We start from the raw sequence: 14,197 nt of genomic DNA, 5'->3' as shown, positions 1-14,197 counted from the left end.
GGCCTGGCGTTGACGGCAAGGCGCCCAGGGAGACCTGGGCGCCTTGTTGTTTTCTATCGTCAGCCGTTCCTGGGTTGCAGCGTCCGCACGATCAGCACGGCGAGCAGCGGTATCGCCAGGGCATAGACGTATTGCGTCAGCGTCACGCCGATGCCGAACGGGAACCAGATGGTCGGCACACCGAGCGAGCCCAGTTCGCCGGCGTATTGCGAGACGAGGATGGTGGCGAGCGTGGCGATGGCCAGGTTGCGCATCGGGCCGCTGCGGATCATGCGCTCGGCGATCACTGCGAACAGGGCGAGTACGCCGAGCCGGAAGATGTGCGTCATCAAGGGGAGTTTCATCAGTGCGCCCGCGATGCCGACGAGAGTAAGCAGAGCAATGGCGCCATCGATGGCGCGCGACGCGCGTGCATTCCAGCGATTCCAGGCCAGCGCCCACGCGGCGAGGCTGAGCGGCATCCACAGCACCTTGGACAGCCATGCGTAAGTGGGCAGGCTCATCAGGTCGGTCCACGAGACGATCGCGTTGTCCAGGCGCTTCACGCCCGAAAGCGCGAGCGCGATGCCGATGAATGCGATGAAAGCCTGATGGCTGCTGCGCCTGCGGATCGCCAGCGCCAAGCCGATCAGCGCGAACATCGCCAGCGGCTCGACTGCTTCGACGATATAGCCGGCGATGCTGCGCCACCATTCCGCGCGGTACAGCGCCTGGCTCTCCGGACGCGGCGCCAGCGTCGGCGCCACGTGGATACCGCCGCTTTCGGCGCTGGCATCGTTGCCCGGTTGCATGAAGGTGCGGATGGCAAGCACGTCCTGGGTGCCTGCAGCATCGGCGGGAAGCGCAAAGATCAGCGGCCGCGTGCCGACGACCCTGGGCGATGCGCCGATCTGTCCCGAACCGCCGAGCAGCTTGCCGTTCCAATACAGCTCGTAGCCGTCTTCGACGAGGGTAGGGCCGACGATGTCCCAGGCGCGGTTTCCTGCCGGCACCGCCACGGTGCGCCGGTACCAGGCATAGCCTTGATAGCCGGGGTGGCCGTGCGCCATCCAGCCGCGCACATAATTGGGCAGGCCGACATCGCCATCGATGCTGCTTGCCGGCGCGCTGAGGTCCATGGTCTCCCAGGCGCTGTCGTCGATATCGGCGCCGGCCCAGCGTGGATCGTCGCCCAGATGGAACCGCCATGGGCCGCCGAGCAAGGGGGAGGCGGCGCGCACTTCGGCAGGGTCGGGTTGGCCGCCGATGGCGATAACCGCCGTGGTGCCGATCAGTGCGAGCAGGCTGGCGATGACGATCCAGACCACCAGCGTGCGGCGTGTTGCACGAGCGGTGGTGGACTCGTTGGACGCGGTGGCACTGCCCATCTGCACTCTCCGGATTGACCCCAAGGCGGGCTACTGTCTAAACTAATTTAGACGGTAACGTCAAGTTCTTGCCGCAAGAGACCGCAGCGCCGCATGCCGATCGAAAACAGTGTTCCGCAACCGCGTCCGGTCGCCGCCGTCCGGCTGGACGGGGGGCGGCTGTGCCTGGATTTCGTCAATACCATCCACGACCGCTATGCGGTGCCGGCGGAGGATTACATCGCCGATCCGGAGCGCTTTATCCAATGGTGCCTGCGTGCCGGCGCCATTCGCTCCGGAGAGAACATCGCCGCACCGGCCGGCGCCGGGCTGCGCGCTGCCTTGATGCGCAAGCTGCGGCCGTTGCGCGATCACCTGCATGTGCTGCTGGCGGCGCGGATCGATGGCGTAGTGCCGGCGGACGAGGCGGTGCAGGGCGTCGACCAGTGGCTGCATCGCGCCTGGGCCAATCAGGTGCTCGGCGCCGACGGCAGGATGCATTGGCGCAGCGATGCCTGCGATGTGCTGCTGCCGCTGCAGCGCATCGCGCTGGATGCCTTGGATCTGCTCAGCGGGCCGTCGGTGGCGCAGCTGCGCCGTTGCGATAACACGACCACCTGCGGCTGGCTGTTCTTCGATACCAGCAAGAACCAGCGCAGGCGCTGGTGCGCGATGGAAACCTGCGGCACGGAATTCAAGATGGGGCGGTATCGCCGGAGTTAGCCGGGTGCGATTCGCCAGACCGGCATATTGAGAAGTTTTGCGATTTTGACCGGCAAGCTGCCAGGTCGCCGCGATGGTTATTGGGCGGGTCATTTATGAGGCTTTTTTGCCATTGGATTCTTTCGGGATTGGGCGTTATCGCCCGCTCGATTATTCACGCCATTTATACATAGTTGCGTGATAGCGTCCCGCCGTTTTTCGGGGAATCCAGGAACTCATTTTCATCGGCCAGGATCGGCCACTTTCTGCAATGCATCATGGCCGCCGGATCGTCCGGCGTCCGTTTGGCGTTTCCATTGGCTGGCCTGACTCCGGCTCTGCGTCGGCGTGTTTTCATCGTGCTTTTGCGGCGATCGGGGGAAGTCCGATCGGCTGCGGATGTCTGCTTTGTGCAAAAGCGGGCAGGCGGGCAAATGAGACTGTCGGTGCACTGGGCCTGCGATCGCTCGAATATCATCGAAATAGAGCCGACAACAGCATTTCAACAACAAGGAAATAGCCCATATGCGCATTAAAAATAATCGCCTCGCTTACCTGCTGGCTTGCGGCGCGCTGTCGCTGACCGCCGCGGGTGCGGCTTTCGCGGCGCCGGTCACCGGCACGGCCAAGGTCAAGCTGACCCACGTCTTCGCGACGCTGCAGACCGGTCAGATCGACCCGAAGCCGGAAGACGTCGCCGCCTGCCGCAAGCAGGTGTCGTCGCCCACTTCCCGCTATCTGGGCATTACCGTCACCACGCATTACTCGGTCGACCCGCAGTCGCTGATCATGAGCGCCTCGTCGATGCTGCCGTCCCCGGTGGCCACCAAGCCGGTGATGCTTACCATCAAGCTGGCGCCGCTGGGCATCGAAGGGCAGTACGCGTTCGGTGCGTTCCGTCCGACGGCGATGCCGGATACCTATGTGCTGTATTCCATGGGCACGGACTTCAAGGGCGCGAAGTCCTCGATCCTGGTGCTCAACGAGGGCAAGGATTACAACTGCCTGGTCACCAGCGATCCGACGCCGTTCAACGGCGGCGTGAGCGCGAAGTTCGGGGCCGACCAGAAGTAAGCCTGGTGGTTGGCGCGCCATGCCATGGCATGGCGCGTCTTTCCGATGTTCCGATCTCAATCCGCGAGACGGCGGAGCGAGACGCTTGCCTCGACGTCGCCATGAGCAAACGGTGCATGAGACTGAGGGCAGGCAATACCGGCATCGAGCCGGAACTGGTTTTTGCGTGGCAGGCCGCGCACTCCATCGCAAGGCAGTCCCCACCGCCGGTGCACGACCGCGGCGGATTCCGGGTGGACACTCACTCCGAAAAGGAAACGAAGCGCTGGGTCTTTCCGCAGCTGTGCGAAGGGCTGCGCGAGCTTGGCGCTGACATCGTCGCGCCGCGCCATTTTCTGAAACTGTGCGGGACCGATCGCCAGCTGCGCGGCGTGCTGCCTGCGCGCTGGGAGATTCAGCCGGCGAATTACTTCATGAAGGCCACGGTGTTCGGCGGCGCCAGCAGGGCCTTGCCGGATGGATACGGGCTGGAACTCCATCGTGTGGGTGCGCTGATCCGCGCCGCGATTATCGCCCCGGATGGAAGCCTGGCCGCCGGCGGCTGCGCGGCGGAGACGGAGGAGGTCTTTATCTACGACCGCATCGAAACCTCGCCGGATCATCGGCGGAAAGGGTTGGGCAACGCCGTGATGAGCGCGCTCGGATCGGCGGTCACATCCGGCGCCACGCCTCAGCTCCTGGTGGCGACGGAGGATGGCCGTGGCTTGTATGAAAGCCTGGGCTGGAAAGTCGTTGCGCCTTTCGCTGCGGCGACGATCCCGGACCTCGCCCAGGCAATGCCCTTATGATGGCCGGCGTGATGCCTCGGCATTACTGAGCGGTTACGACATAGGTCAAGTTCACGGCCTGCCATTTTTCATGCACCTTAGCGAAAAGCGCGTTGTCCACCACCACGCGCTTGCCCATGCGATGGCTGAATCGCGCCCACGCCACATCGCCGCGCACGACCACCCGGTCGATCGTGCGCACCACGCCTTGCGGAAACTCCTTGCGCGCCGCGGCTTCGTCGAAGCGGCCCACCCATTCGCCCATGGCCACCGCGACCAGCTCGCCGCGGGTGACGGAGTAGCTGAGTGCGCGAGGGTCGTACAGCGGGGCGAGGCGCTGGCCATCCTGGCGGTCCATGGCCTGGAACTGGGCTTCGATAAGGGCGCGCACCGCCTGGACATCGGATGGATTTTCGGCTGCGGCGGTGCCGGCGGGCTGGCTCACATAGACCTTTCCCACGATGCGCCAGCGGCCTTGCACTTTGAGCAGGGAAAGAAAATCGCGGAACTGATGGTCTTCAAAGACGCTCAGCGTCTCCGCGCTCGCGGCATCGCCGTGCACTTCGAGCCACTCGATGCTGCGCTTCTGCGCGGGTTTCACGGTTGACGCCGCGGCAAGCCTCGCCGCCCATCGCCCCAGATCCAGCCCGGTCAATGAGCCGTCCGGCTTCACGCTGTACATCACCAGGCTGGGTTGGAACGCCTGATAGAGCAGCTCGGGCCGTCTTTCGTCATTGGCGCGGAAATAATCGTCGACAGCACCACGGATCGCGGCTTCATCAGCGGATGGATTCGAAACCGCAGCGGCGGAAGAGCTAGCGACGGCCGCCCAGATAAAAAGCGAGACAAGGGACTGCATAAAGAGGCTCCGTGGCAATGCGGGGCAGTCTGCATTCGCCACGGCGAGCGGGTAAGTCGAATCTTTTCCGCGGATGGCCAAACAAATTTTGTGGCCATGGCGGCGCGCGCCCCACATCGTCCGACAAATAGGAAATTCTCCTATCGCAGCGCAACTTGCCTCGATCCAAGTAAATATGAACTATCCGTTCGCGAGTGAACATTCACGGCGCCAGCGGCTTCGCCCATCGGCGGCCCGGCGGGGAAAAAGTAGCGGTACGCATGACCGGTCACGCCCACGCGGGCGTGACCGGCGCAGCTCTTGATTGCATTTCGTTAGGTCGCCCGCGGAGCGGGCGTAAGCCAGGGGAATGATCGTGCCGCGCTGTCGGCACCCACATCGAGGGAAATCGAGATGTTCGTCAATCGCATGCCTGAAGTCCGTCGCTCGAATCAAAGCGTCACGCACCGGCGCCTGCCATATCGCTATAGCTTGCTGGCGGTAGCCGTCGCCATGATTTGGATGTCGTCCGCATCCTCGGCCTCAGCCGCCGATGTCAATCTCGCGCTCAATCATCTGGCCACGGGCTCGACTCCGTGCGGCAGCACCGAAGGCCCGCAGCGCGCGGTGAATGGCAGCACCAACCTCGGCAACTACGACAAGTTCTGCACGCAGGCCTCCAGCCGCTGGCTGCAGGTGGATCTGGGCGCGCTGGTTACCGTCGACAGTTTCACCATCGCCCATGCCGGCGCGGGCGGCGAATCGAGCACCTACAACACCAAGGCTTTCAATATCCAGCTGTCGCAGGATGGCCAGAACTGGTTCACGGTGGTCACGGTGAGCAACAACACCGCCAATACCAGCACGCATACGATCACGCCGTCCACCGCGCGCTACGCAAAGCTCAACATCACCACGCCGACGCAGAACACCGATACGGCCGCGCGCATCTACGAGTTCCAGGTCAATGGCAACGGCACGCAGCCGGGTGGATCGGTCGCGGTGTTCGATCACATTCCGATGTACGGCATCTACACCAGCACCGACCCGGCCGGTTACACGCCGCCATCCGGCGTATTGATGTGGAACCGCGGCACCGAATTCGCGCGCAAGCTGAGCGATACGGAGAAGGCGCTGATCGGCGACGACCTGCGCGCGCGGGTGACCTATCACGCGCAGTGCGACAACTACGACCGTATCGGCACCGTGTTCTATATCAGCATGCCCAAGGGCCAGGCCCCGGTCGCCACCACGCCGCGCATCACCTTGCAGGACTTCATCACGCCCTTCAGCGATTACTGGCGCGGCACCAAGGCCACCTATGTCTACAACGACGGCGACCTGTCCTCGTATGCCGACGCCATGTCGGATCCGGACCGCGATATCTGGGTGGGCATCGGCAGCGGCTCCAATCCTTATGGCGGCGACCCCTGCGATTCGCACAGCGGGCTGAGCACGGACTTCAAGGCGGTGGGTTTCACCTATTCGCTGGACCTGGTGTCGTCGCAGACGCAGACCGTGATGGACCGCCATATCGACACCATGCTGTCCGGCTCCAACCAGACCACCAACCAGGTCAGTGCCAGCACTACCACGCAGAGCGTCGCGCACAAGAGCGGCGACGTGGCCCTGGTGATCGGTGCTTATGGTTCGTCCAACGGCGGCGAGGAATACTCGAACACCACGGTCACCGTTTCCGTCAACGGCACCCAGGTGGGCAGCCTCAATACCGCGGTGAACTGCTCGGATCTGGCGCAGTACAGCCCCGACGGCAATCCGGGCATCTTCCAGAACAACACCAGCAGCAATCCGCGCAACTGGTGCCCGGGCGGGATTATCGCCACGCATTATTTCCCGCTAAGCAATCTGACGGCGGGGCAGAATGTGTCGGTGTCGCTGGGGATCGGGCGCAAGTCGCCTTACACCAGCGATTCGTATTACCGCACCAGCCTCAGCCTGATCGAGCATTGATCGGCTGAAAAAGCGCCGGCCCGTGCCATACGGGCCGGCGCCCTTACCATGCGGATGATGGCCTGCAGACCGGCTGCATGATGCTTTGCCCTGGCTTCGGGCCATCAGCTTCCTGTCCGTTCGAACACCACTCCTGCCGCCTGCAGGTCGCCGCGGATTTTCAGCTCGATACCCTGGTTCATCCAATACGCGCCACTGGCTTCGGCCGGGGTGCCTTCCACGGTTTCGCCGTGGATCAGGCGGTAGCGATAGCGCGCCTTCGGATCCAGCCCGCGCAGGCGCAGGGCAGGGTAGGCCTCCGCTTCATGGCCTTGCCGCTGGAACGCGAACAGCACGGCCTGGCTGCCGTCGGCCGCTACCGACTCGGTGGCCGAGCGCGGCGAGTCGTCGCGCGGCGACAGCAGGCGGTACAGCAGGCCGCGCTGCACGGTGGCGCGGATGCGCTTGTATTCGGCCACGTAGCGCTGCGCCGTGGCGTTTTCTTCCGGCGTCCATTCGAGGATATTCGCGCCGATGCCCAATCCGCCCTGCATCGAAGACAGGAAGCGGAAATCCAGCGAGCTGCTGCGCTGGTTCACCCAGTTCGGCGAGCCGGTGACCCAGGCCATCATCACGCCGGGCGCGTAGGCGTAGGTAAAGCCGTCCTGGATCGACAGGCGATCGGATGGATCGGTGTTGTCCGACGGCCACACCTCGTCGGTCAGGCCCATGATGCCCAGGTCCACGCGCGCACCGCCGCCGGAGCAGGATTCGATTTCCACGCCGGGATGCCGCGCGCGCAGGCGGCGGATGATGTCGTACAGGTTGTCGACGAAGGCGACGTAGACCTTCTGCTGCTCCTCGGGCGCCACTTCCGGCCAACCCGGCTCGGTCCAGTTGCGGTTGTAATCCCACTTGAGGAACTGGATATCGTTTTCCGACAGCAGGCGGTCGAGCACGCCGTAGACGTAGTCGGCCACGTCCTTGCGCGCCAGGTTGAGCACGAGCTGGTTGCGGCCTTCGCTGCGCGGGCGGCCGTCGAAATGCAGCGCCCAGTCCGGGTGGGCGCGATACAGGTCGCTGTCGGGATTGATCATCTCCGGCTCCACCCACAGGCCGAAGCTCATGCCCAGGCCGTGCACCTTGCCGATCAGCGGCGTGAGGCCATGGGGAAACTTGTCGCGGTTGACGGTCCAGTCGCCCAGGCCTGCGTGGTCGCTGTTGCGTGCGCCGAACCAGCCGTCGTCGATCACGAAGCGTTCCACGCCGAGTTTGGCCGCAGCCTCGGCCAGTTTTTCCTGGCCGGCTTCGTCGACCTTGAACTCGGTGGCTTCCCAGGAGTTGTAGAGCACCGGACGCAACTTGGTTTCGGCGCGTGCGGGCAGCACGGAATTGATCTCGAAGCGATGCATCAGCCGCGATGCCTCGCCGGCACCGCCAGCCGTATAGCCCGCGTAGAACACCGGCGTCTGCAGCGATTGCCCCGGTGCGAGCCGATAAGCGAAGTCGAAGGGATTGAAACCGCCGGTGATGCGCACCTGGTGCAGCACGTCCTGGTCGATGCGCATGCGCCAGGAGCCGCTCCAGGCGAGCGCGCCAAACCATACGTCGCCGTGCTCCTCGTCCCATTGGCCGCCGCGCTCGATGGCGAACCACGGGTTGTTCTGGTCGCCGGTGCTGCCGCGGCGGCTGCCGATGTCGATGGCGCCCGGCACGATCGCGCGAGTCTGCAGGCGCCATTCGCGCGCCCAGGCGCCGGTGAGGTAGCGCAGCGAATAGTTGTCGCCGGCCGGCAGGTTCCAGCTGGCGGCGGAGGCTTCGTCGACGGTCATCGCCTGCGCGGTATGGTTCTCGATGCGCGCGGAGCGGCCGATGATGCCGGTGGCCGCATCGGCGGTGTAGCGCAGCCGCACCGATACGTCGAGGCGGATGTCGCGCAGCTCCACTTCCAGTGCGTCGCCGTCGATGCGATGGCTGGCGTAATGGAGCACCAGGTCGCGGTTGCCGTCGGCGAAATGCGCCTTGAGATCCGGCTGGATGGTGATGCGTCCGCCCCAGCCGGCGTATTCCTGCGGCGAGGTGCTGCCGGGCGAATCGAATGAGGCGTGGCCAGGAGAAACGCGGGCCGGACCCAGCGGGTCGTTGGCGGCGAGCCGCGAGCCCCAGTAGACCGTCTGCAGCATGCCGTCGGGATCGACGCCGAAGGCGTAGGTGACTTGTGCCGCGTCGATGCGGAACAGCTTGCGCGTCGCGTCGTAGCGGATCGTCGGCGCGGTGTTTGCCGCCTTTGCTGCAACAGGTGCGGCAGCGCCGAGCAGTAAACCCAGCACCAGCGCCGCGCCGTACACCTTGCCGATGGAATATCGCATCACCCGCCGGTCCCCGATCCGAGTCGAACCGGGATGCAAGCATATTGTATGATAATTCTCAAGGCGCTCCGCAGCACGAAAGCCTTGGGGCGCATTTGCATCCCGTCTACTTGTATGACAATTTACCGCGCGCCCCAACCGCGGAACCGATGCCTCATGCATAGTGATTTCTCGACGCCGGGAGCGCTGCCCGAGCACGCCACCGCCGCGCCCACCCGTTACCTGTGGCTGATCTGCCTGGTGGCGGCGCTCGGCGGCCTGCTGTTCGGCTACGACTGGGTAGTGATCGGTGGCGCCAAGCCGTTCTACGAGGCTTACTTCGGCGTGCACGATCCGGCGATGTCGGGATGGCTGATGAGTTCGGCCCTGGTCGGCTGCATCGCCGGCGCGATGTGTGCGGGCATGCTGGCCGACCGCTATGGCCGGCGTCCCGCCTTGATCGTGGCCTCGATCCTGTTCGTGGCCAGCGCGATCGGCGCCGCGATGGCAAACGGTGCATTCGCGTTTGCAGCGTTCCGCATCGTCGGCGGCCTTGGCATCGGCCTGGCCTCGGGGCTGTCGCCGATGTACATCGCCGAGGTGAGTCCGGCCGCGAGCCGCGGCCGCCTGGTGGCCGTCAACCAGCTGACCATCGTGATCGGCGTGCTGCTCGCGCAGATGGTGAATCTGTGGATCGCGCGCCCGGTGCCGCCGCACATGGATGCCGCGGCGCTGCTGCAGTCGTGGAACGTGCAGCATGGCTGGCGCTGGATGTTCCTGTCCGGCGGCGTGCCCGCGGTGCTGTTCCTGCTGCTTGCGCTGACCATTCCCGAATCGCCGCGCTGGCTGAGCCGCCGAGGCCGCGACGCGCAGGCCGCATCCGTGCTGGAACGTATCGGCGGTGCGGACTACGCACGCGACGTATTGGCCGCGATCCGTGCGGCGCACGATTACCGCAAGGTCGGTGCCGGCCGTAGTTCGCTATGGGCGCCGGAATTGCGGCCGATCCTGGTGATCGGCGTGGTGCTGGCGGTGTTCCAGCAATGGTGCGGCATCAATGTGATCTTCAACTATGCGCAGGATATTTTCGCGTCGGCCGGGTTCGACGTGAACGATGCGCTCAAATCCATCGTCGCCACCGGTGCGGTGAACCTGGTGTTTACCGTGCTTGCCTTGCAGCTGGTCGACAGTTGGGGGCGCCGCCGGCTGATGCTGGTGGGCGCGGGCGCGCTGGCGGTGATCTATGCACTGATCGGCGGCGCCTACGCCGCGCATGTGATGGGCTTGCCGGTGCTGCTGCTCGTGCTCGCGGCGATCGCGGTGTACGCCACCACGCTGGCGCCGGTGACCTGGGTCTTGCTGGCGGAGATATTCCCCGACCGTATCCGCGCGCAAGCCGTCTCGCTGGGTGTGTTCTCGCTGTGGACGGCGTGCTTCGTGCTGACCTACACCTTCCCCTGGCTCAATGCGCGCCTGGGCGCGGCCGGCAGTTTCTGGACGTATGGACTGATCTGCACGGCCGGCTTCGTATTTATCCTGCGGCGTGTGCCGGAAACCGCCGGTGTGCCGCTGGAGGCGATGGAAGCGCGATTGACCGGCCGGGGCGACTGAGCCGGTGCGCGCTCAGTCGTGATAGATCTGGCTGCGTCCGCCGTCGATCAGCAGATCGGTGGCGTTGATGAAGCGGGCTTCATCGCTGGCAAGGAATAGCGCCGCATAGGCGACTTCCTCCGCGCGGCCGATGCGCTTGCACGGAAGTAACTCGGCCTGGCGGCGCCGCTCTGCTTCCGGATCGGGGCAGGACTGGAAATAGCGCTCGGCCGCGGGCGTCATGATCAGTCCCGGCGAAATCGAGTTCACGCGAATGCCGCGCGCCGCATATTCGATGCCCAGGGAGCGGGTGAGCCCGATCAAGCCGTGCTTGGCGACGGGGTAGGGGAAGGCGCCTGGGATGATCTTGTGTCCGTGGACCGAGGCGATATTGACGATATGGCCATAGCCCGCGGCGAGCATCGACGGCAGCGCTGCGCGAATGCAATGCCATGCACCCGCAAGATTGGTATCGAGACAGCGCCGCCAATCCTGCTCGCTGGTGTGCAGCGGATCGCCGAAGACGTTGACGCCGGCGCAGTTGATCAGGATGTCCAGTCCGCCCAAGGCATCGAGCGCCTGCGCGAACGCGGACTCCACTTGGGTTGGCGAGGAGACATCCGCGCCTACCGCGATCACGTGGCGCCCGGCCGCCTGTGCCAGCTGCTCGCCAACCGCCTGTGCGGGCGCTGCGGTGAGATCGAGCAGCGCGAGATCCGCGCCTTCGCGCGCGAACAACTCGGCGATGGCGCTGCCGATGCCGCTGCCCGCGCCGGTGATCAGGGCGCGCTTGCCTTGCAGGCGCGGCGCGCCGGTGGCGTTGAAATCGTGGGCGCTTGCGTTCATGGATAACGGCCTCGCGGCGTCAAGGAGCGAAAGGAGAAAGCGGCGCAGCGGTGACCGCCAGCGAGCGCACGCGGAAGGCAAAATGCCGGGCCAGCTGCTCGCCAGGCGCCAACCGTGTCATGCCGTTGGCACATGCGCCACCCGGGCGATGCACGGCGTCGATAGCGTGGTCGACCGGCTCGAAGCAAAAGAAGTCGGTGGCCGGCGGAGTGTAGAGAATGAAGGCGTCCATGTCGGCGGCAATATCCAGTGCCAGGCCAAGGCCGGGCCACTCGATGGTCGCATGGCCATCCCAGCCGACGAAGCAGTGGTTGAGTTCCTCGTGCGGCAAGCTGCGGCTATCGCGGAAATCCCAGGCCGGCGGCACGGCTGCGCGTTCGGTCGGAATCGGCGAATGGCCATCGTTGAGCCACACCTGCGTTGCCGCGGCGCGCAGGCGCACGTCGCCGTGATGCAGAAAGAACGGATGCAAGCCCAGCCCGAACGGTAACGCGGCCTCACCGGCGTTGCGCACTACCAGCGCCACGCGCAGGGTGTCGCCGCGCAGCATGTAGCGCTGCTGCGCCTCGTAGGCATAGGCGCCCGGCGTCGCGTCATCCAGCGCGAGCAGCGTCTCTTCCATGGTCTGCCGTTCGATTCGCCAGGCGCGCTGCCAGCCGGTGCCGTGGATCGGGTAGGCGTCGTCATCGCGGTTCCGCGGCAGCGCGATGCGTGAGCCTTCGATCTCGAAACCGCCGTGGTCGATGCGGTTGCTCCACGGCACCAGCGGATAGCAGGCCAGCCGGTTCGGCTCGAATGTCGCCGCCGACATGGCCGGCGGCCGCAGCGGCCGCAGCAACGAAATCCTGGCGCCATCGACCAGGGCGTCCAGATAAGCCATGCCGCCACCGAACGAAGGACAGATGCCTGCCGTCAGCGCCGTGCCGTTCAATTCGATCATGTCGCGTCTCTATGGATGCCGTCGTCGCACGGGTCGCCAGTGCGACCGGTATTTTGTATGATTATTAAATCAACTTCCACGCATTGAAGGCTTTGCGATAAAGTTTCTTGTGTGACAATTGGATTTGCCGACGCGCAGAGGCGCACCTCATGACTAAACGTTCCGCTCCGTCCCCGCGGATCCCGATGCGCCGCCCCTCGGCCTCCATTACCTCTTCGCGCAGCCTGTATGGTCATGTCGTGCATGAACTCGGCCGGCGCATCATCGAAGGCGGCATCAAACCCGGCGAGCTGCTGCCGCGCGAGGAACTGCTGGCGGAAGAACTGCGGGTAAGCCGCACCGCACTGCGCGAAGGGATGAAGGTGCTGTCCGCCAAAGGGTTGGTGGAATCGCGCCCCAAGGTCGGCACCCGCGTGCGCGATGCGCGCGCCTGGCATCAGCTCGATGCGGACATCCTGGCCTGGCGCTGCGAACTGATGCCGACCGAGGATTTCGTACGCAAGCTGGCCGACATGCGCGAAGTGATCGAGCCTTCGGCCGCTGCCGCCGCCGCGAAATACCGCAGCTATGAGCAGCTGCAGTCCATCGAGGAGGCTTATGCGGCGATGGAGGCCGCCGTCGATCTCGATGCCTGGACCGACGCCGACCTGGCCTTCCATGAGGCGGTACTGAGCGCCACCAATAACGAGCTGATGGTGTCGCTGTTCTCGGTGATCGAGAGCGCGCTCGCCACGTTCTTCGTGCTGTCCGCGCGCACCGCCAAGAACTTCAAGGACGCACTGCCGCTGCACGGCGAGGTGCTCGATGCGATCCGCCGCAGCGAGCCCGATGCGGCCCGCCGCGCGATGCTGACGATGGTCGAGGAATCGCGCACCAATATGCAGAAGGCCAGTTCGGCCCGCGGCTGATGCGGGAGCCGCGCGTTCCATGATCCCGGCGGCCCGGGTTTTCATATCGCCCTCATTGTAAAGCGCTATTCGCGTTGCTAGCCTCGCCGGCATGGAGATCAGCACGAAGTTCGATCGTTCGCGCCGCGGCCGCCGCCTTACCCTGACGGAGCAGGTGCTGGAGCAATTGGGGCAGGCGATCGTGGCCGGCAAATTCGACTCCGGCAGCTTCCCCACCGAAGCCGAAATCTCGCAGCTGTTCCAGACCAGCCGCAGCGTTACCCGCGAAGCCGTGAAAATGCTCACCGCCAAGGGCATGCTCCAGGCCAGGCCGCGCAGCGGCATCACCGCGCAGCCGCCGGAGCGCTGGAGCCTGCTCGATCCGGACGTCCTGCGCTGGATGCTGGAGAAAAAGTTTTCGCACGATCTGCTGCGCCATTTCACCGAGATGCGCCTGGGCCTGGAGCCGGAGGCGGCCGCGCTTGCGGCAAGGCATGCGACGCCGGCCGCCTTGAACGCCATCGAGCAAGGGCTGCAGCGCATGGTGGACGCGGGGCAGGGCAAGGACGACCACCTGGAGGCCGACGTCGCCTTTCATGTGGCCGTGCTGTACGCGACGGATAATCCCTTCTATGCGCAGCTGGACGAGCTGATTACCACCGCGCTGAAAATATCCATCCGCGTGACCAATCGCATCAAGGGGCATACGGCCAGTATCCCTGCGCACCGGCGTGTATTCGATGCCATCAAGGACCGCGACGAAGCGCGCGCCAGCGCGGCGATGAAAGCCATCATCGCGGAGGTTGGTACGCTGATCGCGCACGAAGACGACGTGCAGAAGAAGGCGCGCGGCAAGACCCGTAGCGCCGCCGCGAAGCGCGCTCGCTAAACCACCGGCAGGCTCCATAA

12 protein-coding genes are annotated in these 14,197 nt (G+C 65.0%); 7 read left to right on the top strand and 5 right to left on the bottom strand.

The window, feature by feature from the left end:
• Window positions 1-59: 59 nt before the first annotated feature.
• A complete protein-coding gene (locus tag KK141_RS09545) occupies window positions 60-1,367 on the bottom strand; it encodes a glycoside hydrolase family 2 (protein ID WP_250901668.1) in 1,308 nt (435 codons plus the stop codon).
• 93 nt (window positions 1,368-1,460) lie between these two features.
• On the opposite strand from KK141_RS09545, the gene KK141_RS09540 reads away from it, so the two are divergent.
• The 3 genes from KK141_RS09540 (at window position 1,461) to KK141_RS09530 (ending at window position 3,910) form a co-directional block, all read left to right on the top strand.
• Window positions 1,461-2,069: an ABATE domain-containing protein gene (locus KK141_RS09540; protein WP_214570616.1), complete on the top strand. Its 609-nt coding sequence runs from the start codon at window positions 1,461-1,463 to the stop codon at window positions 2,067-2,069.
• Window positions 2,070-2,573: 504 nt separating this feature from the next.
• Window positions 2,574-3,122, top strand: coding sequence for a hypothetical protein (locus tag KK141_RS09535; protein ID WP_250901667.1), 549 nt, complete (start codon window positions 2,574-2,576; stop codon window positions 3,120-3,122).
• A gap of 29 nt (window positions 3,123-3,151) precedes the next feature.
• A complete protein-coding gene (locus KK141_RS09530; protein WP_214570617.1) occupies window positions 3,152-3,910 on the top strand; it encodes a GNAT family N-acetyltransferase in 759 nt (252 codons plus the stop codon).
• A 22-nt stretch (window positions 3,911-3,932) separates the two neighbouring features.
• On the opposite strand, the gene KK141_RS09525 is transcribed toward KK141_RS09530, so the two are convergent.
• Complete coding sequence (locus tag KK141_RS09525; protein WP_214570618.1) at window positions 3,933-4,748, bottom strand: nuclear transport factor 2 family protein; 816 nt, start codon at window positions 4,746-4,748, stop codon at window positions 3,933-3,935.
• A gap of 501 nt (window positions 4,749-5,249) precedes the next feature.
• On the opposite strand from KK141_RS09525, the gene KK141_RS09520 reads away from it, so the two are divergent.
• Window positions 5,250-6,698, top strand: a complete 1,449-nt coding sequence (locus tag KK141_RS09520; protein ID WP_214570619.1) for a discoidin domain-containing protein — start codon at window positions 5,250-5,252, stop codon at window positions 6,696-6,698.
• 104 nt (window positions 6,699-6,802) lie between these two features.
• Here the strand turns inward: KK141_RS09520 and KK141_RS09515 are convergent, their stop codons facing one another.
• The gene (locus KK141_RS09515) at window positions 6,803-9,046 is read right to left on the bottom strand and encodes an alpha-galactosidase (RefSeq protein ID WP_214570620.1); all 2,244 of its coding nucleotides are present in this window, start codon (window positions 9,044-9,046) and stop codon (window positions 6,803-6,805) included.
• A gap of 156 nt (window positions 9,047-9,202) precedes the next feature.
• Here KK141_RS09515 and KK141_RS09510 point away from each other — a divergent pair, with 156 nt between their 5' ends.
• Complete coding sequence (locus KK141_RS09510; RefSeq protein ID WP_214570621.1) at window positions 9,203-10,636, top strand: sugar porter family MFS transporter; 1,434 nt, start codon at window positions 9,203-9,205, stop codon at window positions 10,634-10,636.
• 12 nt (window positions 10,637-10,648) lie between these two features.
• Here the strand turns inward: KK141_RS09510 and KK141_RS09505 are convergent, their stop codons facing one another.
• Both KK141_RS09505 and KK141_RS09500 read right to left on the bottom strand, forming a co-directional pair.
• Complete coding sequence (locus KK141_RS09505; RefSeq protein ID WP_214570622.1) at window positions 10,649-11,461, bottom strand: SDR family oxidoreductase; 813 nt, start codon at window positions 11,459-11,461, stop codon at window positions 10,649-10,651.
• Between the two features lie 19 nt (window positions 11,462-11,480).
• Window positions 11,481-12,401 carry an aldose 1-epimerase gene (locus KK141_RS09500; RefSeq protein ID WP_214570623.1) on the bottom strand — a complete coding sequence of 307 codons (921 nt, stop codon included), beginning with the start codon at window positions 12,399-12,401 and terminating at the stop codon, window positions 11,481-11,483.
• Window positions 12,402-12,550: 149 nt separating this feature from the next.
• Between KK141_RS09500 and KK141_RS09495 the strand changes: the two genes are divergently transcribed.
• On the top strand, window positions 12,551-13,309 hold the full coding sequence (locus KK141_RS09495; protein ID WP_250901666.1) for a FadR/GntR family transcriptional regulator: 759 nt from the start codon (window positions 12,551-12,553) through the stop codon (window positions 13,307-13,309).
• 91 nt (window positions 13,310-13,400) lie between these two features.
• Window positions 13,401-14,177: a FadR/GntR family transcriptional regulator gene (locus KK141_RS09490; RefSeq protein ID WP_214570624.1), complete on the top strand. Its 777-nt coding sequence runs from the start codon at window positions 13,401-13,403 to the stop codon at window positions 14,175-14,177.
• The last annotated feature ends 20 nt before the right edge of the window (window positions 14,178-14,197 follow it).

Source organism: Dyella sp. LX-66 (assembly GCF_018599165.1).
Lineage (GTDB): Bacteria > Pseudomonadota > Gammaproteobacteria > Xanthomonadales > Rhodanobacteraceae > Dyella_D > Dyella_D marensis.
The sequence above is the reverse complement of the archived record's forward strand: the minus strand, read 5'-3'. Positions and strand labels throughout refer to the sequence as shown.

Excerpts from the sequence above, each read along its gene's own strand:
- KK141_RS09545 (WP_250901668.1), bottom strand. The coding sequence starts at position 1,367 with ATGGGCAGTGCCACCGCGTCCAACGAGTCCACCACCGCTCGTGCAACA.
- KK141_RS09540 (WP_214570616.1), top strand. The coding sequence starts at position 1,461 with ATGCCGATCGAAAACAGTGTTCCGCAACCGCGTCCGGTCGCCGCCGTC.
- KK141_RS09535 (WP_250901667.1), top strand. The coding sequence starts at position 2,574 with ATGCGCATTAAAAATAATCGCCTCGCTTACCTGCTGGCTTGCGGCGCG.
- KK141_RS09530 (WP_214570617.1), top strand. The coding sequence starts at position 3,152 with ATGGCGCGTCTTTCCGATGTTCCGATCTCAATCCGCGAGACGGCGGAG.
- KK141_RS09525 (WP_214570618.1), bottom strand. The coding sequence starts at position 4,748 with ATGCAGTCCCTTGTCTCGCTTTTTATCTGGGCGGCCGTCGCTAGCTCT.
- KK141_RS09520 (WP_214570619.1), top strand. The coding sequence starts at position 5,250 with ATGTCGTCCGCATCCTCGGCCTCAGCCGCCGATGTCAATCTCGCGCTC.
- KK141_RS09515 (WP_214570620.1), bottom strand. The coding sequence starts at position 9,046 with ATGCGATATTCCATCGGCAAGGTGTACGGCGCGGCGCTGGTGCTGGGT.
- KK141_RS09510 (WP_214570621.1), top strand. The coding sequence starts at position 9,203 with ATGCATAGTGATTTCTCGACGCCGGGAGCGCTGCCCGAGCACGCCACC.
- KK141_RS09505 (WP_214570622.1), bottom strand. The coding sequence starts at position 11,461 with ATGAACGCAAGCGCCCACGATTTCAACGCCACCGGCGCGCCGCGCCTG.
- KK141_RS09500 (WP_214570623.1), bottom strand. The coding sequence starts at position 12,401 with ATGATCGAATTGAACGGCACGGCGCTGACGGCAGGCATCTGTCCTTCG.
- KK141_RS09495 (WP_250901666.1), top strand. The coding sequence starts at position 12,551 with ATGACTAAACGTTCCGCTCCGTCCCCGCGGATCCCGATGCGCCGCCCC.
- KK141_RS09490 (WP_214570624.1), top strand. The coding sequence starts at position 13,401 with ATGGAGATCAGCACGAAGTTCGATCGTTCGCGCCGCGGCCGCCGCCTT.